We start from the raw sequence: 24,647 nt of genomic DNA on the forward strand, positions 1-24,647 counted from the left end.
GAGAAATCCGATGAAAATTCTCATTGTCGATGATAACCTTGAAAACCGATATCTGCTGGAATCACTTCTCAAGGGAAACGGGTACGAGGCACAGACAGCCGTTAACGGAGCCGAGGCTCTTGACTTGCTGACAAATAGTAATTTTGACCTGATCATCAGCGATATCCTCATGCCGGTGATGGATGGTTTTGAACTGTGTCGAAAAGTCAGGGCAGATGAAAAACTGCGCCATATCCCCTTTATTATTTACACAGCCACCTACACCGGCCCCCTGGATGAGGCCTTTGCCCTCAAGATAGGCGCAGACCGGTTCATTATAAAACCATGCGAGCCTGACATATTCATAGAAGCTATCCATGATGTCATGTCGACCGACAAGCGCGGCAATATCACCGCAATAAATGAAGAACCTCAGGAAGAAGAAATTCTCAAGCTTTACAACGAGCGCCTGGTGAGAAAACTCGAGCAAAAGATGCTGGAACTGGAAAAAGAGGTTCAGGCGCGAAGCGAGACTGAAAAAACTCTGAAGCAAAGTGAAAATCGATACCGGTCATTATACAACAGCATCCGGGATGCTATTATAATTGCCGACACGGAAATACGAATGATTGACTGCAACCGGGCCTTTATCGATTTGTTTGGCTATACGTTCGAAGAAATATCAGGAAAAAATTCTCTCCTTATATACGAAAACGAAAATGAATTCAGGAGGCTCGGCAACGCACTCAGAGAACATACCGGCGATTCTTCATTTCTATACGCCGTTAATCTCAAAAAAAAGGACGGGACGGTGTTCCCCGGTGAAGTCGGTATTTTTTATCTGCGTACTGATGAAGGGGAGCTGGCCGGTTTCATCGGTCTCATACGGGATGTCACGGAGAAGAAACAGGCCGATACAATACAGAGAAATCTTGAAGCTCAGCTCTACCAGGCCCAGAAAATGGAATCCATCGGCAGACTTGCGGGCGGAATCGCCCATGATTTCAACAATCTGTTGTCAGTCATACTGATGTATGGCAACATTGCCATGGAATCCCTGGGAAAGGACCATCCCCAATATGAAAAACTGAACCAGATATACCAGGCCGGAATCAGGGCCGGTAATCTCACCAGACAACTATTAGCTTTCAGTAGAAATCAGGTACTGGAAATAAAAACCATTGATGTAAATGCCGTTGTAACGGGATTTGAAAAACTTATACGCCATATGATCGGCGAGGATATTCAGATGAGGCTGATCCTGGATTCAGCACCACTTACAGTAAAAGCCGACATTACACAACTGGAACAGGTTCTGATGAACCTGGCGGTAAATGCCCGGGACGCCATGCCCGATGGCGGAACGCTGACAATCGAAACCATGGGCATTGAACTGAACGGTGCTTTCATAGAAAAAACGCCCAATATTAAAGCCGGCAATTATGCCATGATTCTGGTGAGCGACACGGGCTGCGGCATGGACATAGAAACTCAAGAACAGATATTTGAACCTTTTTATACAACCAAAGAAGCGGATAAAGGCACCGGTCTGGGACTTGCCACCTCATATGGTATCATCAAACAGCATGGAGGGAACATATTTGTCAGCAGTGAACCAGGCAAGGGAACCGCATTTACTATATATTTACCGTTGTGTGTTGAATTAAATGAGCCTCCAAAGAATTATCGGAAAGTTCAAAATTTGAGATCAGGATCAAAAACAATCCTGGTCGTGGAGGACGATCCTTCTCTTCGAAACCTTATCAGTAAAATTCTCATGGAACATGGATTTACCGCAATACTGTCAGAGACGGCATCCGATGCGATAGAAAAAGCTAAAGGATATCAACACTCCATTCACCTGGTGCTCTCCGATGTGGTTATGCCGGGAATGAAAGGTCCAGAGGTTTTTAATCGTATCCTTGAGCACCATCCCGAGGCAAAAGCACTGTATATGTCCGGCTACACGGATAATATTATCATCAGTAATGGCTTGAGAAAGGATGATATTCAATTTATCCAGAAACCCTTCACCGTCAATGCATTACTGGAGAAATGCTCCCAGGTTCTTCGGGACAAATGAATTTGCAGTGAATGCGCCAACTTTATATCAGTTCATTCTTGAATTCAGGGATTTCTGAAAATGGTTGTTGAATTTTTTTGTTGACACAGGGCACAAGAGCCTTTTTATGTTCACAACATGCGGGTGTAGTTCAATGGTAGAACTTCAGCCTTCCAAGCTGACCACGTGGGTTCGATTCCCATCACCCGCTCATGAAAGACCAAAAGGGACCTCTACAGGGTCCCTTTTTTAATATCCCCCCTACGCTAAAGCCGATGAAAAATCATTATAAAAACCGGGATGGAACCGAAATTTTAATTTTTATACTGTTTGACAGAAGATATGTGCTCTGATTTTCTGGAAAAAATTCATGTCGGTTAAAGGTGAACATTCATCCATCGACATTCAGGCCGCCCGTAGCGGTTTGAATCCGGATATTCACCGTCAACCAAACTATTTCCGGGAGATATTGTAATGAAAAAAACACTTATCGGGGTACTGGCCGTGATGACCATCATGTATATCACGCCATTGTTTGTATCAGCTTATGCTGAAAAAGGCCATGAAACGGTAAAAATAGAGCATGCAGCCTCTGATGCCTCTCATGGAGAACATAATGCCGAAAAGTCAGCCGTGAGCCACGGTGGACACGGTGCGCCGCACTTAGATGGAAAAACCCTGAAATTATTCTGGGCAATCCCCTTCCTGGGAATACTGCTTTCCATCGCCCTGTTTCCGCTCCTGGCGCCCCATTTCTGGCACCATCATTACGGGAAAGTCTCCCTTTTCTGGGGACTGCTGTTTTTCGGCGCCTTCAGCGTAAGTTTCGGCCCGGGTATGAGCTTCTTCTACCTGCTGGAAGTATACCTGCTGGAATTCTTCCCCTTTATCATCCTGCTCCTGGCTCTTTTCACCGTTGCCGGTGGAATCCGTCTCAAGGGTGAACTGGCGGGCTCACCGAAAGTGAATGTAATCCTGATCCTCATCGGAACCTTTCTGGCAAGCTGGATGGGAACCACGGGAGCGGCCATGCTCCTTATCAGGCCTGTTCTCCGGGCCAATGCCTGGCGGAAATACAAGGTCCACGTGGTTGTTTTCTTTATATTTCTCGTTGCCAATATCGGCGGCTCCCTCACCCCCCTGGGCGATCCCCCCCTGTTCCTGGGCTTTCTGAAGGGCGTTGATTTCTTCTGGACCACTATTCACATGCTTCCGTCGATGCTCGTTGCCATTGCCGCTCTCATCGTGATTTTTTTCATAATGGATACCATCCTCTACAAAAAAGAAACGGAAAAACCGGCGAAGAATCCCAATGGTGAAAAACTGGCACTGGAAGGAAAGGCAAACATCTTCCTCATTCCTCTCATTCCCGTGGCGGTTCTCATTTCCAGCATGGACCTGGGTACGGCCTTCACATTCCATTACGTGGCCCTTCCCGTCGCTTCCCTGGCCCAGATGGTCCTTCTCCTTATTATAACTTTTGTTTCACTGAAGATCACGAAGAAAGAAGTACGGACAAAGAACGAATTCAGCTGGGAACCCATCATTGAAGTGGGGAAACTATTCGCCACCATATTCATCACCATGGTGCCCCCCATTGCCATGCTCAAAGCCGGCGCCGACGGTCCCATGGGAGCCATTATCAGGAGCCTCACCGATTCCAACGGCGAGTTCATCAATGCTAACTTCTTCTGGGCCACGGGAGCGCTCTCCAGTTTCCTGGATAACGCGCCCACATACCTGGTATTTTTCAACACGGCCGGAGGCAACGCGCTGAATCTAATGGGCACACACGCACAGACCCTTCTGGCCATCAGCGCCGGCGCCGTATTCATGGGAGCCAATACCTATATTGGAAACGCGCCCAATTTCATGGTTAAATCCATTGCTGAAGAGGCGGGCGTACCAATGCCCAGTTTCTTCGGATACATGATCAAATATTCCATTCCCATTCTGATACCGACATTTATTCTTATTACGTTGATATTCTTTTAATAAAGGCAGGTGATAATCATGGCAAAAACATATTATGAAGTGGTATTTGAAGGACATTTTCGAGCAATTACCGGGCTGCTGGAGGGCTTCAAACTGGGTTCCGGCAAAAAGGACTGGACCTATTATTTCAGCAAGGCCCGTGGAATCAAAACGGAAACCTTCACGGAAATAATTTTAGAATGGATCACACTGCAGACCAAAATGCATCATGTGGTCATGGAAGCCGATTTTTACACGGCCTTTGATAAGGCCCTGGGCGGCATCGCCGAATCCGCTTTCGTAAGCAAAAGGTATATCCGTTCAGCCCTGAAGATCAAAGAGGCCTCATTCCAATTCGTCGCAAAAACCTATGGTCAAAAGTATGGAAATGAAATAAAGGCTCTTCTCAAAAATCTTCCGTCCGACCTTGTACTCCACGATTATAATCCCATAGAAAAAATCGATGAAAATGCCAAGGGCGTAGAGCTTTACGCTCCGGAGCACAGCTATACTTTTGAGGCAATGGGCAGATTGGCCGGGGATCTGGGCGCCCTGGTGGAATTCAGGAAAAAGCTCGATGACCATCCACTGGTTGAGGTGAAGGAAATAATTTTATCCTTCCAATAATTTTTTATAAAGAAATTACACAGTCCATTTAAAAAGGACTGTTGCAAAGATAAAAGGGCCGTCATGTTTATTACAGCGGCCCTTTTTCATTCCATCATCGGTAAAAAACAGCCATGCACCGTCAACAGTCCCGGAAATAAGTGTTTCTTCAGCCCTGTTTTTTATATTTTATCAACGAAAGGCGGCTGTTTTATACTATCATATTAATATATTAATCCGAAAATAAAATATAGATATTTCTATGATTATATTTGATTAAAAAGCCTATCCTCGGCGGGGACTATTATGAGCGGAAAATTCAGGATATTGACCACGGGATTTCTCATTATTTTCGTGGCTGTCATCGTCTATTTATCCCTGAGAATTGATATACTGGAAACCAGTTATATAAACAGGCTGGAAAAATCCACGGCCGATATAACAACGGCTCTGGAATCCTTAAAAGGAAAGAACGGTTCAGGGGAACTTACCGACACAGCTTTTCAATCCTTCGCCGCTGCCCTGTTTAAAAAATACGGCAATACTGCCATTGTGGCCGTATCGGACCATGACAACAATGTCCGGCATGTACAAAAAAATGAATCGATCCTGAAAACTCCTGAACTTTTCGATTCCATCATGAACGATTACAAGAACAGGAAAGTGAGCGCAGACCTGAAATCCGGTCCGGCCCGACGCTACTACTCTGTTCAGAAAAATGAAACAAGAAGCGAAGAAAAATTCTACCTGTATATCAGGGACGTGGGGAAAAACCGCCTTTTTCTGGCATTTCCCTATCAGGCCGATAGAAAAATAATCACCAGGATTGCCCTGGAGGTCGCACTGCTCATTCTCATTTCCGTTATTTTAATGGCCCTGGTTTATATCGTTTCCCAGAGAAAGGAACCGAAACAGGTGACAGCGGGGCAAACGAGGGGGATACAACCGCACACTCTCCATGCCTCAGTGGCGGGAGAGCAAAACATGATTACCGGGGAGCGTCTTGTAACATCGGAATCTCTGAGCGATCATGTTTTCTCCATACTGAACAGTCTGAGCAGAGATTACGGCTCCAATTCCCTTTCCCTGTATCTTAAAACCACGCCGGACCTCCTCTCAAAGGCCTATGAGCTCAAGGGAAAAACATTCCTCAGGATCGATTCCGGCAACTTCGATACGCTGGATCTGCGTCAGGGCCTCGGGCAGGAACTCCAGAATAATGCGGCCATGATCCTTAACGAAGGGAAAAAAATCATACTCCCCCTCCAGCACGATAATTCCCTGCTGGGCATACTGGTGGTAGAACGGGAAAATCCGCTGAACGGGCAGCAAATCCAGGATATAAGAAGGCTTCTCGGCGCAACAGCCCGGGAAATCAGTGATTTTCTGGTCATCAACAATGTCATGATTCATTCAGGAACAGGGCTCTACAGCAAGTCCTATTTTGACATGAAGCTTCATGAATCCATTGCCATCAGCAGAAAGGGGTCAGAGCCCCTGTCTGTGATGTTAATATCCTGCATTCCAGCGGATGTACAGCTTACCGATTCGCAGAAAAACAACGTTTACAGGATAATCGCCCCTTCGATAAAGGAACACCTGGCTGCCCGGGACATCGTGGCCGTTTACAATGAAAACCTGGCCCTTCTCCTCCCGGGCACAGGCTCGGACAGGGCTTCAGAGCTTACGGGGATACTGGAGAACTCTCTTTCCAGGTACAGGCTGAAAATCGATACGGGCAGTTTTCTCAATATTTCGGTACGTTCAGGGTCGGCTTCGACGGACACCACAAGGAAGGGCAAGGACCTTGTTATGACCGCCATGAAAAACCTCTCCATGGCCGCTCAAAAACAGCCCGATGGAAAGACACTGCCCACCACGGTCCAGGCCGTGGAAAAAGCACGTCCCGATGAACGCATCCACCCGGAATCTGACACCGGCATGGATGAGGGTTCTCTGAAAAAAAAAAGTGAACGTCGTTTTAAAACATCCATCGGCCTGAAGCTCATCAGTATAATCTCACTGATAATACTGGCGTCACTTACCTCCATGAGCATCATAACCACAAAACTTTTCAGAACCGACAACGAAATCAGGATAAAGGAAAGCAACCACAAGATATCGGAAATAACCGCACTCAATATCAGGACCGATTTCACCTCCATCATCGAAAAAAGCATGATCATTACCCGCTCCATGATAGACGAGGGGGTCACGCAGGATGGGAACCAGTTCCTGGTACAGCGCTTTTTCTCCAACGACCAGGACACCCTTTTCATAGGACTGGCCGGAATGAAAAATGGGACCCTGGAGTTAAACAGGTCGCTGTATAACACCGCCCTCACTGATAAAAACGGTATATCGCAGAATTCTATTTCCACGGCTCTTATGGGTGAACAGGAACAGTTCCTCAAGAGCTTTAATCTTCAGGAAATCGTCCACAATGTCTCGCCCCACTTCAGTATTCCCGTGATAGCCATAAGCGTCCCCTATATCAAAAAAAGCGAATCATCGGCGGAATCCATCCTCATTATCATGGTCCATGGCGACAGGTTCAACCGCGCCGTCAGCAACCCCGGCATAACCAAATCATTCATTGTCAACGGCTCCGGCGAGCTCATCGCCCACTACAACGCATCACTGGTTTCGGCCGGTGTGAGTTTCCGCCAGTTTCCCATTGTAAAGCTCATGATGACGAGTCCCGTGGACAACGGGCAAACGCGCTATAATGATGAAAAGAATATATACTACCTGGGGTCCTATAAAAAAACGGGTTTTGCCGGCACCGGCGTCATCTCCACGGTGCAGGAAGACAAGGCCTTTGAGGCCGTAAACCAGATCCAGCGCCGCAACGCCTTCATTACGGTAATTGTTCTCAGCGCCGCTATCCTCATCGTTTATTTCTTCGCAAAAACGCTGACGGGCCCCATCAAACGCCTGGTGAAAGCAACACGCCAGATAGAACAGGGCAACTTTGATATTGATATCACTAGTAGCTCAGGTGACGAGATAGGCATGCTGACGGAATCATTTATAAACATGGGAAAGGGACTCTCGGAAAGAGAAAAAATCAAGGTGGCTTTCGGCAAGTTCGTCAATAAGGAGATAGCCGATAAGGTGCTCCGTGATGAGATCAAGCTCGGAGGCGAACGCAAGACTGTTGCCATTTTCTTCTCCGACATACGGTCCTTCACTTCCATATCGGAGAAGCTGGAGCCGGAAGAAGTTGTGGAATTCCTGAATGAATATATGACCCGCATGGTGGACTGCGTGAACAAAACAAACGGTGTGGTCGACAAATTCATCGGCGACGCCATCATGGCCACATGGGGCGCCCCTGTCTCCCACGGCAATGACACGGAAAACGCCATAAACGCAGCCCTGATGATGCGTGAATCGCTGCAGGACTTCAACAGGGAACGGGGCGGTCCCAAAAAACCGGTCATCAAAATAGGGTGCGGAATCAACACCGGCCCCGTACTGGTGGGACAGATCGGTTCTCATGACAGGATGGAATATACAGTCATAGGAGACTCGGTTAATCTTGCTTCCCGCGTAGAAACACTCAACAAGCCCTTCGGCACCGATATTCTCGTATCGGAGGAATCGTATAAACTGGTCAAAGATATCTTCACTATGGAGAGAATGCACGACATTAAGGTCAAGGGCAAATTTGAGACGCAGAAAATCTATGCCGTCCTGGGCCGCAGGGACGATCCACACTGTGCAGGCTCCCTGGGAGAACTGCAGAGCCGGCTGGGCGTCGATGTTTCCTCCCTGCCCTCCTTTGATCCCGAAGCGGAAGAGGAAAAATTTCAGATCCTGTCTAAAAAAAGTGAATCATGAAACTGATAGGGAAAGACCTGCTCATAACCGCCTTCAGCATTGCAGCCATGTCCGCGGCGGGCACGGCGCTCTATTACGATTTCACCGGTAAAATGGATGCTGAAAAAACAGAAAAAATCGGAACCATTACCTTTAAAAAAAAGACGGCCCAGAGAAAGTATTCAGGCCAGGTCATCTGGGAAAACCTGAACCAGACCGATGCCGTGTATAACTACGATACTATCCGCACCGATGCGGACTCCCTTTCCATAATAAAACTGAAAGACGGATCACAGATCGAACTGAATGAAAACACCCTGATTTTGCTGTCCCTGACGGAAAATAAAACCACGATAGATTTCTCTCAGGGATCCATAAATGCCGCTGGTGCCGCGAATCTCAACATAAAAGCCGGAAATACCGTCATCACCGCCGGCAACAGCACTATCAACCTCAGTAAAGATGCCGCGGATAACCTCAACCTCAATGTAAATTCCGGCGTGGCCGCCCTGGGTGATAAAAAAATAGGAGAAAACCAGGAGGCCGTTATCGGAGCCGGAACGGCCGAGGTGTCGGACCGGGAGTTCATTCCCGGGGAACCGCGCTCCGGCGCCTATATCCTCGCTTTCTCAGGGGAAAAAAATATCCGTTTCGCCTGGACATCAAAGGCGGTGAAAAAATATCTTTTGGAAATAGCCGGGGACCCGTCATTCAGGAAAAAGTTCGTCAGCAGAGCCGTTATTAAACCGGAATCAGCGGTCCGACTGAAGCCCGGTACGTATTTCTGGCGAATCGGGTATGCGGAAAAAAATGGAAAAATGAGCCTGCCGCAGCCCTTCATCATTATCAAAGAACGCGAGGAGAGCCTTATCGCACCGGCCGACCTCTCGGCCTTCAATTACGTAAAAACCCTCCCCCTTGTTCCGCTGCAGTGGTCGGGAAGCACCGTTGCTTCATCGTACACCATCAGCCTGGCGGCGGACCCGGGCTTTAAAAATATCATCAAGACAATCGCCACCAGTGACAACAGTATCGCCGTGGACAGTCTTTCCGCCGGGACCTATTACTGGCAGGTAACCAATGTGTATCCCTTTCCCGACGCGGGCCTCACCGTAAAGAGTCCCGCCAGGTCCTTCGTCATAAGGCAGGGCACAACGGTAAAACCACCGGAGCCGATGAATCCCCCCAATGGACACCGGATCAGCTCCCTGTTTCTTACCGGAGGAATGCAGCTCTTCAGCTGGCAGCCCGGCGACGACATGAAAAAATATGTCATCAAAATCGACAGGGACCGCGAGTTTAAAAATCCCGTCATCAGCACCACGACAGCACAGTCCTTTTATCAGCTCTCGGGCGTAATTGCCACGGGTACCTACTACTGGCGCATTGAAGGAATTGATGCAGGCGGGGTTCCCCATGCATCGGTGGAACGATCATTCATCATAACGGATGCGGAAAAAATAACAACTGTCAGCCCCGCCGACGGCGGAATCGTAAGCGTGACGGACAACCGGAACACAGTGCAGTTTACCTGGAATGATCCCAACAGGGGAAGCATGTATCGCCTTGAACTGTCGGATAAAAGCGATTTCTCCCGGATACTCTCATCTCATGCATCGACAGCCACGTCCCTTTCCGCGGCGGGAATCCCCCGCGGCACGTTCTACTGGCGCGTATCCCTCATGGACAAAAAAGGGAAAGCCATCCTGCGGAGCAATATCGCCTCGGCCCGCAGCACCGACGTTCTGGAGTCACCGGTGAGCATCACACCGGCCGATGGTACCGCCATTGACATGACTTTCAGGAACACTATAACTTTTTCCTGGAAAAAAGTGCCCTCGGCGACCCATTACCGCATAATCGTCGGCTATTATTCCGGCGGATTCAGTAAAAAGATTCTTGAAACCGAGACCACTGATACCACATATGTCCTCAGGCAGCTCGAACTTCTTGATGAAGGGAATTTCACCTGGGAAATAAAGGCCCTGCGCTACGCGGGAAATAAACTTGAAAATGAAAGCCCCCTGCGGAAAAATTATTTCAGCATTACCCTGCAGAGCGCGATGGATAAACCGGAGATCATATCTCCGAAAAACCTGTATATAAAATAACCGTAGTCACAGTAAATATGAAAAAAACTGTATATAAAACCATAAGGGCCTTTCTCTTTCTCACTTTCATCGTCCTTTTACCATCCTTCGTGCTGGCCCAGGATGATGATACAGGAGCGACGCTGCGCTGGAAAAATGTCCCGGGTGCCGTGGGATATAAAATAGAGATCAGGGACGCCCGGGGTACTATTATCCATCGCGAGACACTTACGGACGCAATCGTCACGCTCAACCTGCCCTACGGCTCTTACCAGGGACGCGTGGCTGTCCTGAACAAATTCAAAAAGCCGCAGAAGTGGGGTTCGTGGTTTATCTTTAATATCAAGCGTTCCCTGAAACCGGTGTTCTCGTCACTGTCGCACCGGCAGTTTTCCCCGGAAGACGGGGAAACGGAAATCAGGGTCAGGGGCGACAACTTCATGGAAGGGTGTTCCCTGTCGCTGAAGAGCAGGTCCGCCGTTATCAGGGCCGATATATTGCCCGGACGAAAAAACAACGAGCTGACCTTCCGCTTCAATCCCTCATCGGCGCCGGGCGGAACCTATGATCTTATTATAACCAATCCCGGCGACAACAGCATCTCCGTTTCCGGCGCCCTCCAAATAACGGCAGTCCCACAGTTTAAAGACATATCCCCCTCTTCAATCCGCGATACAGTGGAAAAGCAGACCGTGACGATAACGGGGAAACGCCTCATGAAAAATGTGGCTATAACACTGAAAAAGGGCGATGATATTATCAGGCCCATGGAGGTCGTGCATCATTCACTCAACGAGGTCTCCTTTACCATTGCCCCGGCACAGATGAAGCGGGGAAGCTATGATATCATTATAGCCAATCCCGGCGATAACCGGGAGACCGTCAAAAATGCCCTGCGCATCAGCGCACAGTTAGGCCTTACCCTGGCCGTCGGCGGTTTTTATTCCTATCCCCTGCCGGAATGGAACAACTTCCTGAACGGCAGCTTTACCGGCGGAGAATTCTATGCCGGTTATCAGCCTCAATTTCTGTCAGATGTAACCTTTATTAAATACATGGGCCTCGAAGTTCGATTCATATATACGCAATACGGAAGCACACAATCATCCCTGCCCGATATGACCATCATGAGTTTTGGCAGCGGTATCTTTTTCAATATTCCCGTAACGGGCCTGCTTTCCTTCGCCCTGCATGCCGGCAGCGGCGCAGCAATCTCCTCACTGGAAGGAAGCAGCAGTTCCACCGATCCCCTGTTCTATACCGGTCTTTCGGTGCGGTTAACTCCTGGAAGATATTTCTTCGTTGAATCCGGCGCTGAATATCACCATCTCCTGTACCTTGGAAAACCCCTGAAATCCATCTATCCCTTTCTGCGGGTCGGACTGCGATTCTGAATTCAATTGTAATTAACTGATTTTTCACCCCAGTTTTATGACTAATTGAATGTTTTTGTGCATTTTATTACACAAATTGCTTACCTCGCCCCAGTGATGCTCTGACCCCTTTGTAAAAAAAACTTGACATGGGAAGTAAACTATATTACTATATCAAGATATATTGATATAGTAATCGAGGTAGACCATGAATTTCAAAGAAAAACTCCTGACGCCGGAACCAATTATCATAGACGGTGGGATGGGCTCCCTGCTCTTCCAGAAAATCCCGGGCTACGCGGGGTCCTTTGAGCTCCTTAACGTAGAAAAGCCTGAAATTCTTCAGGATATTCACCGCCAATACTTTGAAGCGGGGTCAGAGCTGGTGGAAACCAACACCTTCGGCGGCAGCATCATCAAGCTTGCTGAATATGGCCTGGACCATCGCTGTGCAGAGATCAACGAAGCAGGCGCCGCCCTGGCCCGCAAGGTAGCCGATGAGTATAACGGCTTCGTGGGAGGCTCCGTAGGTCCCACGGGAAGGCTCATCGAACCCATGGGAGAAACCCCGGCGGAAGAAATATACAAGTCCTACGCGGAACAGATGATCGGCCTGGAGCGGGGCGGAGCTCATGTGATCGCCATCGAAACCATGAATGACATCCAGGAGGCGAAGCTGGCCCTCATGGCTGCCCGGGACAACACGTCCCTGCCGGTCATCTGCAGCATGACTTTTGAGGAAAACGGGAAAACCATGACGGGAACCGACATGCTCACGGCTTTTTCCACCCTGTCAGAGTACGGCGCCCAAGTAGTGGGAGCCAACTGCAGCATGGGCCCTGCCGCCATGGTGAAAATTTTCCAGGATAACATACAGGCCCTCTCGCGGCTGGGAATCCCTCTCAGCGTCTGGTCCAATGCCGGGCTTCCCGAGATGATCGACGGACGCACGGTGTACCGGCTCTCGGCCGATTCCTTTGCCGCATCCTCCCTGGAGCTGGCCGATATGGGCGTCAAGGTAATAGGCGGATGCTGCGGAACCACACCGGAGCACATCGCGGCCCTGAAAAAGGCCGTATCGGGAAAAACCTTTTCACCGCGCCGGTATGAACGCTCATACAGTTACATCACGAGCAGAAGCAAAGTGCTGGACCTGGAAAAACACCGGGGGCTCATTCTCCTGGGCGAACGGCTCAATCCCACGGCACGCAAGAAATTCGCCGAGGATCTCCGGGAGGGACGCCAGACCTTCCTGCGCGCCGAATCGCGCAAGCAGGTAGAAGAAGGCGCCCATATACTGGACATCAATGTTGGCGTTCCCTCTATCGATGAAACGACGGCAATGAACCGATCCATTATAACGCTCAGTTCCACCGTGGACGTGCCCCTCATGATTGACTCAGATAATGCTGAGGTCATCGAACGGGCGCTCCTGACCTATCCGGGGATACCAATCGTCAATTCCATCAACGGAAAGGAAAAGAGCATCAGGACCGTTATTCCCCTTTTAAAGCGATTTGGCTGTTTTGTCGTGGCCCTGTGTCTTGACGACTCGGGCGTACACCAGGATGCTGAAAAACGTATCGCCGCCGGCCAGCGTCTTCTGGATACGCTTCATTCCGAAGGCATAGACCTGAGCCGTGTTTTTGTGGACCCGCTGATCCTGGCCGAAAGCGCCGAACCGGGCAGCGCCCTGGAAACGCTAAAAGTTATTGAATATTTTTCAAAAAAGGGTATCAAAACCTCCATCGGCCTCAGCAACATATCCTTCGGCCTGCCCCAGAGAAAACACATCAATACCGTGTTCCTCAACCTGGCCCTGGCCAGGGGACTCACGGCGGCCATCATCAACCCCTCGGCTGTGCGTATCATAGACCAATACAGTACCGAGGAGCAACTCGCCCTGGAATTCCTGGAAGGCAGTGATCCCGGCGCAGCCCGGTACATTGCCCATTTCCGTGAATCATCGGCGGTGGAAAGCGGCGCATCCCCGGGTTCGGCGGCACAGAGGAACAGTATCGAACAGATATTTTATGCCGTGGTTGAAGGTAATGTCGATGATATTGAAGAACAGGTACGGACGGCGCTGAAGGAGCATGATCCGCCATCGATCATGAACCAGGGCCTGCTCAGGGCTCTGGAAAAAGTGGGAGAGCTCTACAGCACGGGGGAATATTTCCTCCCGCAGATGATTGCCTCGGCCAATACCATGAAAAAAGGCTTTAATATCCTGAAGCCCCTTCTGGCGGGAGAATCGGCGGAGAAGCGGGGAAAGGTCGTCATATGCACGGTAAAGGGCGATATTCACGATATCGGGAAAAACATCGTGGCCATGATGATGGAAAATCACGGCTTTGAGGTCCGGGACCTGGGCAAGGATGTCCCCGCTGAAACAATAATCCAGGCGGCCAGGGATATCAGCGCTGACCTTATCTGTCTCAGCTCCCTGCTTACCACAACCATGAATGAAATGAGGAATATCAGCGAACTTCTCAAAGAAGCAAAGCTCGATATTCCCTTGCTCGTGGGCGGCGCCGTGGTTAATGAAGAATATGCGAAATCGATTGGCGCCCATTACGGAAAAGATGCCGTTGACGGTGTTAACAAGGCCAAGTCGCTCATGGCCCGATGATTCGTTCTGCCGCATGACCCCTGAAAAGTTATGCGGCAGATGTATTTATAAGCACTTCCTTTGAAACTGAAAACAAGATATATTCCACCCCTCTAACTTTTTTATGACCCTCGAATTTTAACAATAAAGAACTTCAGTATCCTCTCAATTTCTTAATTTCCGCATAACAGACAAGAGACTATTTTTTTTAAATTTTGTTGACATTATTCAACATTAAATTTTTTCTATTTTAAGAATAGAATTAATTTTCTATGTACTTCAGGCTTTACTATTCAATATTTTTGTTATCAAACAGAAATATATCATGAATAAGGAGAAAATTTGTGAGACGATCAATTCTGCTATTCTTGTTACCATTCATTGTATTTTCATACCTGTTCTTTCTTATTTCCCAAACGGCATGCGACGCATTCAGAGCTCCCAGGCCGCAGAAAGAACTCCCCTTCAATCATAAATCGCATGTTACCAAGTATGGCGCAGAGGATTGCACCATGTGCCATGGTTACTATGCTGATGGCCGCTTCAAGGGAGTACCCACGGTCGCCGAGTGCGTCCAGTGTCACGACAGAGGAGGCGAAGTAACCGGTGATCCCGAAACACCGAAACGCAAGCCCTTCTTCGACAGCTACAAGGACACTGATAAACCCTGGGGTGCCTACGCGACACAACCCGATCTGGTCTACTTCAGCCACGAGGTTGTTATGACTGCCAAATATGAAGACGGCAGACTCAAGGCGCGATGTGGTTCATGTCACGGCGATAAAGCCGGTTCCATGACTACAGAGATGATAAAAGGCAAAATGCTCATGGGTCAGTGTATGGACTGCCATACCGCATTAAAACTCAGCAATAAATGTATGGTTTGCCACGACTAATCATGAAACTTAGCAAGAGGAGTATTTGAATCCATGAAGAAAATAGAACGCAAAGAACTTTTAATGATGACCGGCGGGGCAGTCGTTGGTGGTCTTACGGGATATGTGTTGTCAGGAGCCCCGTTTCTGATGTTTCAGGACCTGGCCGAATGGACCCAGGACCAGTATGTGCCCCTCAAAGGAGAAATTAAACTTCTCCAGAGCATATGCCAGTCCTGCACGACCAAATGTGAAATTTCCGTACGGATGGTTGCTGACAGGGCCGTAAAGGTTGAAACTTCAAATGCCGCCTGTCCCCTGGGACAAGCTTCACTGCAATTGCTGTATCATCCCGAACGTATAGACAAACCGTTGAAAAGAACGGGAAATAAAGGTAAGGGCCGCTTCGTCCCCGTATCATGGGAATCAGCCATGGCGGATATTTCCGGCAAAATGAATGCCCTTGTAAAAAATAACAAAAAGGACGCCATTGCCGCCATCAACAAAGATATCAACCTCTCATCTGAACTTCTGGAGAAGCTGATAACATCGACGGGCAGCACAAATGTCTTTTATGAATCATCCCTCAACGCCCTGACCATGTCGGCCCTGGGCGGAGTAGTGGATTACGACTTTAACAAGGCCGACTATGTTCTCAGTTTCGGCGCCAAGCTTTTCGAAGGTTGGGGAGTGCCCGGTGCCATGAACAAGGTCCTGGCCGCCTGGCCCGGCAGCGGCAAAAAACTGGTACAGGTCGACACGAACTGCTCACGCACTACGTCCCTGGCCGATGAGTGGGTGCCGGTAAAAGCAGGTACGGAGCCTGTTCTGGCCATGGGTATTGCCAATTATCTTATTAAAGAGAAAAAACTCATCTCGGCCGGCGAAGGATTCGCCAAATGGGCGCAATATGTTTATCAGTACGACATGCCTACAACGGCAAAATTAACCGGTGTTTCCGAGGACAGAATCAAGGCGCTGGCCGAAGCATTCTACGGAGCCAGGAATCCCATGGCTGTTGCAGGCCGGGGAGCCCATGGTGTTTCATCTTCTGCATCGGAAATCATTGCCGTGTACGCCCTTAACACCCTGGTGCGATCCACATCAGTGAGCCTGAAACAATACACCGGCATGGGAACGGGAAAAAATCCCGCCGGTATTGATGATTTTATTAAAAACGGCAATTTCGAGCTCCTCTTCGTCAACGAGGCCGATCCCGTTTACAAAAGTGTTCTGGGAAAAGACCTGGCGGCAAAAATGGAAAAGGCCTTTGTTGTTGCCATGATGCCCCTGATCAATGATACGGCTCTCTACGCCGATTATGTGCTTCCTTCACTCACCTTCCTGGAGACCCTGCAGTCCGATGGTCAGACGGTGTTGAAGCCTTATGCGAGCGCAAAACATGCCGGTGATATCATCATCGAGCTGGCCGGCAAAGTAGATGCGGCAAAAGGAGCTTTCCCCTGGACCTCGTATCTCGATGCAGTAAAACAGGCGGGGAATACCCGCGGCGTGGCCGGCTTTTCATTCAAAGTTGACAAGCTGAAAGAGCAGCTCTCAGGATTTAAAAAACAGAAAGCCAATGCCGAGTATCCGCTGTCGCTGATTCCCGTTGAAATGCCCCTTGTGGGAGACGGTGATGGTATGGCTTTCCCCTATGTTCTGAAAAACATCGATTCTGACAGCTTTATGCTGGGAAAAATGAAAGTTCTCATGAACAAGGCAACGGCTAAAAAAGAGGGAGTTTCTGAAGGAAGCTCCATAAAAATCATCTCTGAACGCGGAAAAATAGGCAGTGTCAAGGTTCATATAACCGATACGATTGCTCCCGATGTTGTTGCCGTTCCCCTGGGATTCGGCCATATGGCATACACCAAGTATGCGCAAAAAAAGGGAGTCAATCCCAAGGAAATTATGGCTGCTGATATCGATCCTGTAACCGGCGCAGCTAACTGGTGGGGAACCAGGGTAAAAATCAGTTAAGGAAAGAATGAGGTATTGATAATGAAAACAAGCAACTCCAAGATGAAAAGAAGATGGGGGATGGCCATAGACCTTGATAAATGCAACGGTTGCGGGCAGTGCTCCATCTCCTGTGCACAGGAAAACAATATGCCTATTTTCGAAGATGATTCCGATGTTCCCAAAAGGGTGTCTTTCCTTGATCTGATGAAAGTAACCAATGACAGGGACGCGAGTTATCCCGACGTAAAAGTGGCATTTATTCCGAAAATGTGCCAGCAGTGTGAAGGCAACGACCCTCACAATCCCACACCTCCCTGCGTTTCGGTTTGCCCCGCAGTGGCAACGGACGTAGGAGACGACGGAGTGGTGAGCCAGATATGGTCACGCTGCATCGGCTGCCGGTACTGCCAGACAGCCTGTCCTTACGAGGCCAGGGCCTTCAACTGGTGGAAGCCAAAATACGAATCAACTTTTAAAAAATCCCTCAATACCGATGTATCCATCGCATCAAGGGGAACAATTGTTAAATGCACCTTCTGCAGTCACATCTGGAAACGTGAACGCGACAAGGCGGCGGCTAACGGCGAACTGGATATCAATGCCGTTACCTACTCGCCGGCATGTGTGACATCATGTCCCACGGGTGCCATGGTTTTCGGCGATCTCAATGATCCCGCATCGGAAATATCCATGCTTTCCAGGGATAAGAGGGCTTTCAGGCTCGTACACACCATAGATGAAAAGTCACCGGAAGAGCAGAAGAAGTTAATGAAAATCAAAAACTATCCGAATCCCAAAGTTTACTATCTCAGCAGTCAGAAGTGGATCCGCGATATGATGCGGTTTAACTCAGGTAAATAAGGAGAAAACCCGTGAATGTAATATCAAAATTTTTCAATGACATGAAAGAACTCTATAAGAGTTATCCCAAAAATATCAGGATCACACTGCTGGTACTCATTGCACTGGTTTGTGGATTCGGTATATTCGCAATCCAGATCCTCTTCTGGGGACTGGGGTATACGGACATGAATAATGTCTTCACCTGGGGAAACTGGATTATCGGCGACCTGGGCCTGGTGGCCCTGGGAGGCGGAGCCTTTTTTACCGGTTTCTTCCTCTATATTTTCAGAGTGGAAAAGCTGGAACCTATAATCAACTCAACGGTGCTTATTGGTTTCATGTGCTATCTTTTCACCTTTGTGTTTCTTCTTTTTGACCTGGGACAGCCCCTGCGATGCTGGTTCGGTTTTGCCTATCCCAACTGGGGTGAGCATCTCATGCCGACCTCCATGCTGACAGAAGTATTCTTCTGCTTGTCGGCATACTTCTGCATCCTCTGCGTCGAGCTCGTCCCGGTAGCACTTCGACACAAGTTTCTCGACAACGTCCCCGTTCTCCATACCATCGGCCACTACATGCACAAGCTGATGTGGATCATGGCTGCGGCTGGTACCTTCCTTTCATTCTTCCACCAGGGATCACTGGGCGGCGGCATGTGGGACGTGCTCTACGGAAAACCAGGCTGGTACAGGCCTCATCACCAGTACTTCTTCCTGGCGATCGTTGCAGCAACGGCGGGTGGAACATCCTTCATGACACTGTGCCCCTATATCGCAGGGAAAATAATGAAGAAAGAAGTTATGCCGAAAGAAACCTATTGGACGCTGACAAAAATTTCCGGCGCCATGTTCATCTTCTACACCCTTTTCAGGACCTATGACGTATACTCCATGGCGGCAAAATATGTTCCCATGGCAGACCGCAAGTTTACCGATATTTATGGCGGTTATTACGGCTTATGGCTCGTTGTTCTGGAATTTATATTTTTGGCAGCCCCGGTGGTTCTGCTCAATTTAAAAAAATTCCGCGAACAGGAAAAATTTATGGCCATCGGTATAAGCGGCGGAGTACTCGCCATCATTACCAGCAAGCTGGAAGTCATGCTCCATGGTTTCTCGGTGCCTAACTTCCCCTGGAGACCCTTTGCCGCATACAACCCCACATTCCAGGAATGGATTATAACCCTGGGCTGTTTCGCCACCATGATTCTGATCTATACGGTATTTGCCAAATGGTTCAGACTGTTTCCTCACCTCGATCATGAAGGTCATGGCGAAGGGGAAGCTCATTAAAAGACATTACACTTGTAAATAATAAATAAAAAAAGGTGCCCCCAGAGGGTACCTTTTTTTATTCCCATATCCCCCGGAACCGCTGATAAAAAATGATATGAAAAAATAAATCAGATAAATAAAAAAGCGTTGCCCCTCAGGACCCTTCTTTCAATACTTAGATAAATTGCCAATCATAAACAGGTCAGGGGAGACCTGCCAAACCACAACACAATTATGAGACACACAGACTCATTAATCGGATTGTAATAACGGCGAAAATTCCTATATATACTCCATACGCAAAGGATATGATAATGCTTAAACATTTTTTTAACCGTGTATTCGCGTGTATAATAATCACCATACTTTTTATAAATACTCTTGCCTGCGCAGCACAGCTCTTCCCGCTTGCCATTATCAAATTTTTAATTCCATTCAAATGGTGGCGGAAAATTCTCAATAAAATACTGATAAGAGTGGCGAACAACTGGGTTCTAATAAATTCGTTGTTTATTCACTACTGCTTCAATATTAAGTGGAACATAACAGGTCTTGAGAAACTTAAAAAAAAGGACTGGTATCTGGTTATATCCAATCACCAGTCATGGGTTGATATAATCATAATACAGAAAATACTTTATGGCAGGATACCATACATAAAGTTCTTCCTTAAGAAAGAACTGATCTGGGTGCCGATTATGGGGCCAGCCTGGTGGGCCCTTGACTTTCCCTTTATGAAACGATACACAAAGGAGCAAGTGGCAAGAAACCCTAAACTGAAAGGGAAAGACATTGAGATCACACGCAAGGCCTGCGAAAAATTCAAGACCGAGCCTGTGGCAATCATGACATTCCCAGAAGGGACCCGTTTCACACCGGAAAAGCACGATATGCAGAACTCGCCATACGAACATCTGCTCAAGGCAAAGGCTGGCGGTGTCTCTTTCACCATTTCATCAATGGGGGAGCACCTGCACAAGCTGCTCAATATAACTATAATATATCCCGAGGGACCCAAAAGCCTGTGGGATTTCCTCTGCAGAAAAATAAGGAGTGTTGATATCGTCGTGGAAACAGTAGATATCCCCGAACATTTTGTAAAGGCGAATATTGAAGATCCTGCCTTCCAGAAAGAATTCACCGGGTGGCTGAACGAGATATGGAGTAAAAAAGACCAGTTGATTCACAGGATCACCGAAGAGAAAAAGAGCCGTTCAGGACCATCAATCAAGTTTTAACATTATAACAACGGATAACCCGATAAATCCGGCAGGGGATTGGCCGCAACCCTATCCCCTGCATGCTTCTATATTTATTTACTTTATTCCATTCTGGAGCCTGCAGGCCTTCACCGTATTTTTCAGGAGCATGGTGATGGTCATGGGCCCTACCCCGCCCGGCACGGGCGTTATGGCTGAAGCCTTTTTTGAAACCCCTTCGAAATCCACATCACCCACCAGTTTTGTTTTACTGCTGTCATCGGGATGAGGAATTCTATTTGTTCCCACATCAATTACCATGACACCATCCTTTACCATATCGGCGGTCACGGTATTGGGTCTGCCGGCAGCCACCACCAGGATGTCGGCCTGTTTCGTATAATAGCCGATATCTTGTGCCGCGGTATGACATACGGTCACAATGCAGTTTGCACGATCATTTTTCTGCACCATCATATTTGCAATGGGCTTCCCAACGATATTGCTTCTTCCAACAACCACCAGGTGTTTTCCCTTTATGTTCGGGTCAGTCCGCGCGATGAGTTCCTGAATACCGAAAGGAGTACAGGGACAGAAACAATCGTCATCACCTATCACGATCTTCCCCACATTGACGGGATGGAAACCGTCCACATCCTTCATGGGATCTATCCTGTTGATGACCTTTTCTTCGTTTATATGTTTTGGAAGGGGCAGCTGCACCAGGATTCCATTAACGTCGCCGTTCCTGTTCAGATCATCTACCAGGGCCAAGAGCTTTTCTTCACTGGTATCACTGGAAAGAGTATATTCATACGACCTGATACCCAACTCCTCACAGCCTTTTTTTTTGTTTCTGACATAAATTGCCGATGCAGGGTCATCCCCTACCAGCACAACTGCCAGTCCCGGAACCAGATTCCTGTTTTTTTTCAGATCAAGAACATCTTCCTTAACCTCATTCCTGATTTCTTCCGACACCTTTTTCCCATCAATAATTAACGCCATATATTTCTCCTCGTCGCCAGGGGCGGTTTATTTACAAAATATGATATACACATTGTTTTTAAGCATTTTTTTCGGCAAGAAATTTATGAAATACCAGTCATATAAAATGCTAAATGGTATTGAACTTGACAGATACAGGTTCGTCTTTTACTTTCCCTGTTATCAATTTTTTTTGGAGGATCAACATGGCAATACCACTGAGAAGCCGGATAAGCACCCAGGGAAGAAAAATGGCCGGCGCCCGAAGCCTGTGGAGGGCCAATGGCATGAAAGAAGACCAGATAGGACAGCCCATAATTGCCGTCGTCAATTCATTCACGCAATTCGTACCGGGCCATGTTCACCTCCATGAAATCGGGCAGCATGTTAAATCTATCATTGAAAAACAGGGATGCTTCGCGGCCGAATTCAATACCATCGCCATTGACGATGGTATTGCCATGGGCCACAATGGGATGCTCTATTCCCTCCCTTCCAGGGATCTCATAGCCGACAGCGTTGAGTACATGTGCAATGCCCATACCGTTGATGCCATGATCTGCATCAGCAATTGCGACAAAATCACCCCCGGCATGCTCATGGCCGCCATGCGCCTCAATATTCCAGCCATATTTGTGTCCGGCGGTCCCATGGAAGCCGGAATTTTCAAGGAAAAGAAAAGAGATCTCATCGATGCAATTGTACAGAGCGCCGACACCTCGGTATCTGACGAGGATATTGCCGGGCTGGAACGCTCTGCCTGCCCCACCTGCGGTTCCTGTTCCGGCATGTTTACGGCCAATTCCATGAACTGCCTCACCGAGGCCCTGGGCATGGCCCTTCCCGGCAACGGCACCGTGGTAGCCACGCATAAAACCAGGAAGTTGCTGTTCGAGGAAGCTGCCCGCCACATTGTAGAAATGACAAAGCAGTATTACGACAGGGGCGATGATTCCGTTCTGCCCCGGTCCATCGCCACTCGGCAGGCATTCCTCAATGCAATGTCCCTTGATATAGCCATGGGCGGATCAACCAATACGGTTCTCCATCTGCTCGCCATTGCCGATGCCGGAGAGGTCGCCTTCAGCATGAAGGATATCGATACCCTCTCCCGCAAAATTCCCAACCTGTGCAAGGTGGCCCCCAGCTCCCATTATCACGTCGAAGATGTCAACCGTGCAGGAGGCATCATGTCCATCATGGGCGAGCTGGACCGCCAGGGCCTCATTGATAAATCAGTAAAAAGAGTGGATTCACCGAACCTTGGCGCGACCCTGGACCGGTACGATATAATGAGAAGCACCGTCACCAATGAGGCTGTCAGCATCTTCAAAAGCGGACCGGCACACGCCGGGCGCAACCTTGTCATGGGGTCCCAGGAAACCATGTACGGTGAACTTGACAGAGACCGTTCAGCCGGCTGCATACGCGACCGTGAACACTGCTACAGTCCCGATGGCGGTCTCGCCGTGCTCTTCGGCAATCTGGCCCAGAACGGCTCTATTGTCAAAACGGCCGGGGTTGACCCATCCATTTATAAATTCAGCGGTCCTGCACGCGTTTTCTTCTCCCAGGAGGCAGCCGTTGATGCAATCATCGCCGGAGAAATCAAGGCGGGGGATGTGATGGTTATTCGATATGAAGGTCCCAAAGGCGGTCCCGGCATGCAGGAGATGCTTTATCCCACTTCGTACATCAACTCCATGGGTCTGGGAAAATCCTGCGCTCTCATAACCGACGGTCGTTTCTCGGGCGGTACGGCAGGTCTGTCCATCGGCCATGTTTCGCCCGAGGCTGCATCGGGAGGAAATATCGGCCTTGTTGAAAATGGCGATTTGATAGATATCGATATACCGGCCCGATCATTGAATGTGCGCGTCAGTGATTCCGATCTTGAAAAACGGCGGCAGAAGGAACTGGCCAGAGGGGAAAAGGCCTTTGCTCCCACAGGAAGGGACAGAAAGGTGTCCAGGGCCTTACAGGCCTATTCGCTGCTGGTATCTTCGGCTGACCGTGGAGCGGTACGTATCATACCCGATTCCTGCGAAGAATAGGCAGGGGCTCTGACCCCTGCCCCGCGGACACCATTCTTTTCAGGGCCAGGGAACCCAGTCACCCCAGTTTTCATGGTATTCCTTCAAGGCGGGAATGCGCTCGATATTTCCGGCAATAAAATCCCTGGCCTGACGTACAATGTCCTGCTCCCTGTTGATGGTCATCTCACCCAGTAAGACCCGGGTCCTGAGAAAAACAAAATATGTATCCAGGACGTCGTGGATGCAGTAATTATTGATTTCCCGAAGCTTCCCTTCGAGAAACATGTCGAAGACCTCGCTCCCCTTGGTAGACATCTTGCCGGGTTTACCGAGAATCTTTGCCAGGAGGTTCAACCCACCATTCATTCGGATAGCATTGTAGTTCGAAAGCCAGTCCTGCAGGTCGATATGTTTCGTGCCAAACCTGTTCCTGCCTGCAAATTTATCCTTAAAATGACGCTTTGCCGTATATCCGTACCGATAAGCCATGAGTTCCAGGAGAGGAATATCAAATCCCCTGCCGTTGAATGTCACCATTGAGGCGTGGTTATAGAGATCCTCTATGCCCAGCCAAAAGAGACGCACCATTTCCGCTGCACGAAATTTTGGTTCATCGAGACAGACCACGTCCTGGAGAGTAAAATCTTCCCTTACTTTCGCGATACAGATGGAAACAGGATACTGATATGTCACCGGTATAAAGTCCGATGTGCCGTTGTTCTGATCGAGAATCTCCTGCTGGTATTTCCTGATCACAGCCGTGTCATCAAGGTCTTCTTCGGGATACCTGGTCATTTTAATAAGCCTGGAATCGGGGACTGTTTCGACATCGAATACCAGGTACTGCGTCTCTTTATAATTCATCAATTCGTCCTTTAATAATTTTTAATAATCATGGATATTCCCACATGGGGACTGCAAATAAAAAAAGCATGTTGTCTCAACAGC

At 48.6% G+C, this 24,647-nt stretch carries 16 protein-coding genes and 1 tRNA gene; 14 read left to right on the forward strand and 3 right to left on the reverse strand.

Going from position 1 to position 24,647, the window contains the following annotated elements; genetic code table 11:
- Positions 1-10: 10 nt before the first annotated feature.
- The 8 genes from CVV44_14795 (at position 11) to CVV44_14830 (ending at position 14,541) form a co-directional block, all read left to right on the forward strand.
- A complete protein-coding gene (locus tag CVV44_14795; protein ID PKL37612.1) occupies positions 11-2,062 on the forward strand; it encodes a hypothetical protein in 2,052 nt (683 codons plus the stop codon).
- A 119-nt stretch (positions 2,063-2,181) separates the two neighbouring features.
- Positions 2,182-2,252, forward strand: a tRNA-Gly gene (locus CVV44_14800).
- A 305-nt stretch (positions 2,253-2,557) separates the two neighbouring features.
- Positions 2,558-4,036, forward strand: coding sequence for a sodium:proton antiporter (locus tag CVV44_14805; GenBank protein ID PKL37861.1), 1,479 nt, complete (start codon positions 2,558-2,560; stop codon positions 4,034-4,036).
- A gap of 18 nt (positions 4,037-4,054) precedes the next feature.
- Positions 4,055-4,642, forward strand: coding sequence for a hypothetical protein (locus tag CVV44_14810; protein PKL37613.1), 588 nt, complete (start codon positions 4,055-4,057; stop codon positions 4,640-4,642).
- 285 nt (positions 4,643-4,927) lie between these two features.
- Positions 4,928-8,467: a hypothetical protein gene (locus CVV44_14815; protein ID PKL37614.1), complete on the forward strand. Its 3,540-nt coding sequence runs from the start codon at positions 4,928-4,930 to the stop codon at positions 8,465-8,467.
- Positions 8,464-10,557 carry a hypothetical protein gene (locus CVV44_14820; GenBank protein PKL37615.1) on the forward strand — a complete coding sequence of 698 codons (2,094 nt, stop codon included), beginning with the start codon at positions 8,464-8,466 and terminating at the stop codon, positions 10,555-10,557. Before CVV44_14815 ends, CVV44_14820 begins: the two co-directional genes overlap by 4 nt.
- 17 nt (positions 10,558-10,574) lie before the next feature.
- The gene (locus CVV44_14825; protein ID PKL37616.1) at positions 10,575-11,930 is read left to right on the forward strand and encodes a hypothetical protein; all 1,356 of its coding nucleotides are present in this window, start codon (positions 10,575-10,577) and stop codon (positions 11,928-11,930) included.
- Positions 11,931-12,117: 187 nt separating this feature from the next.
- Positions 12,118-14,541, forward strand: a complete 2,424-nt coding sequence (locus CVV44_14830; GenBank protein PKL37617.1) for a 5-methyltetrahydrofolate--homocysteine methyltransferase — start codon at positions 12,118-12,120, stop codon at positions 14,539-14,541.
- Positions 14,542-14,809: 268 nt separating this feature from the next.
- On the opposite strand, the gene CVV44_14835 is transcribed toward CVV44_14830, so the two are convergent.
- Positions 14,810-14,989: a hypothetical protein gene (locus CVV44_14835; protein PKL37618.1), complete on the reverse strand. Its 180-nt coding sequence runs from the start codon at positions 14,987-14,989 to the stop codon at positions 14,810-14,812.
- A 43-nt stretch (positions 14,990-15,032) separates the two neighbouring features.
- Between CVV44_14835 and CVV44_14840 the strand changes: the two genes are divergently transcribed.
- The 5 genes from CVV44_14840 (at position 15,033) to CVV44_14860 (ending at position 20,715) form a co-directional block, all read left to right on the forward strand.
- Positions 15,033-15,416: a hypothetical protein gene (locus CVV44_14840; GenBank protein PKL37619.1), complete on the forward strand. Its 384-nt coding sequence runs from the start codon at positions 15,033-15,035 to the stop codon at positions 15,414-15,416.
- 33 nt (positions 15,417-15,449) lie between these two features.
- The gene (locus CVV44_14845; protein ID PKL37620.1) at positions 15,450-17,378 is read left to right on the forward strand and encodes a hypothetical protein; all 1,929 of its coding nucleotides are present in this window, start codon (positions 15,450-15,452) and stop codon (positions 17,376-17,378) included.
- Between the two features lie 21 nt (positions 17,379-17,399).
- On the forward strand, positions 17,400-18,221 hold the full coding sequence (locus tag CVV44_14850; GenBank protein PKL37621.1) for a molybdopterin oxidoreductase: 822 nt from the start codon (positions 17,400-17,402) through the stop codon (positions 18,219-18,221).
- 11 nt (positions 18,222-18,232) lie between these two features.
- Entirely contained in the window at positions 18,233-19,495 is a 1,263-nt protein-coding gene (locus tag CVV44_14855) for a hypothetical protein (protein ID PKL37622.1), read from the forward strand.
- A 296-nt stretch (positions 19,496-19,791) separates the two neighbouring features.
- On the forward strand, positions 19,792-20,715 hold the full coding sequence (locus CVV44_14860) for an acyltransferase (protein PKL37623.1): 924 nt from the start codon (positions 19,792-19,794) through the stop codon (positions 20,713-20,715).
- A gap of 78 nt (positions 20,716-20,793) precedes the next feature.
- Here CVV44_14860 and CVV44_14865 read toward each other — a convergent pair whose 3' ends face one another.
- Positions 20,794-21,684 (reverse strand): bifunctional methylenetetrahydrofolate dehydrogenase/methenyltetrahydrofolate cyclohydrolase FolD, encoded by an 891-nt coding sequence (locus CVV44_14865; protein PKL37624.1) that lies wholly within the window; start codon positions 21,682-21,684, stop codon positions 20,794-20,796.
- Between the two features lie 185 nt (positions 21,685-21,869).
- Between CVV44_14865 and CVV44_14870 the strand changes: the two genes are divergently transcribed.
- A complete protein-coding gene (locus CVV44_14870; protein ID PKL37625.1) occupies positions 21,870-23,717 on the forward strand; it encodes a dihydroxy-acid dehydratase in 1,848 nt (615 codons plus the stop codon).
- Between the two features lie 39 nt (positions 23,718-23,756).
- Here the strand turns inward: CVV44_14870 and CVV44_14875 are convergent, their stop codons facing one another.
- Positions 23,757-24,563, reverse strand: coding sequence for a 3'-5' exonuclease (locus tag CVV44_14875; protein PKL37626.1), 807 nt, complete (start codon positions 24,561-24,563; stop codon positions 23,757-23,759).
- Positions 24,564-24,647: the final 84 nt, after the last annotated feature.

The sequence above is a fragment of the Spirochaetae bacterium HGW-Spirochaetae-1 genome (assembly GCA_002839375.1).
Taxonomy (GTDB): Bacteria; Spirochaetota; UBA4802; order UBA4802; family UBA5550; genus PGXY01.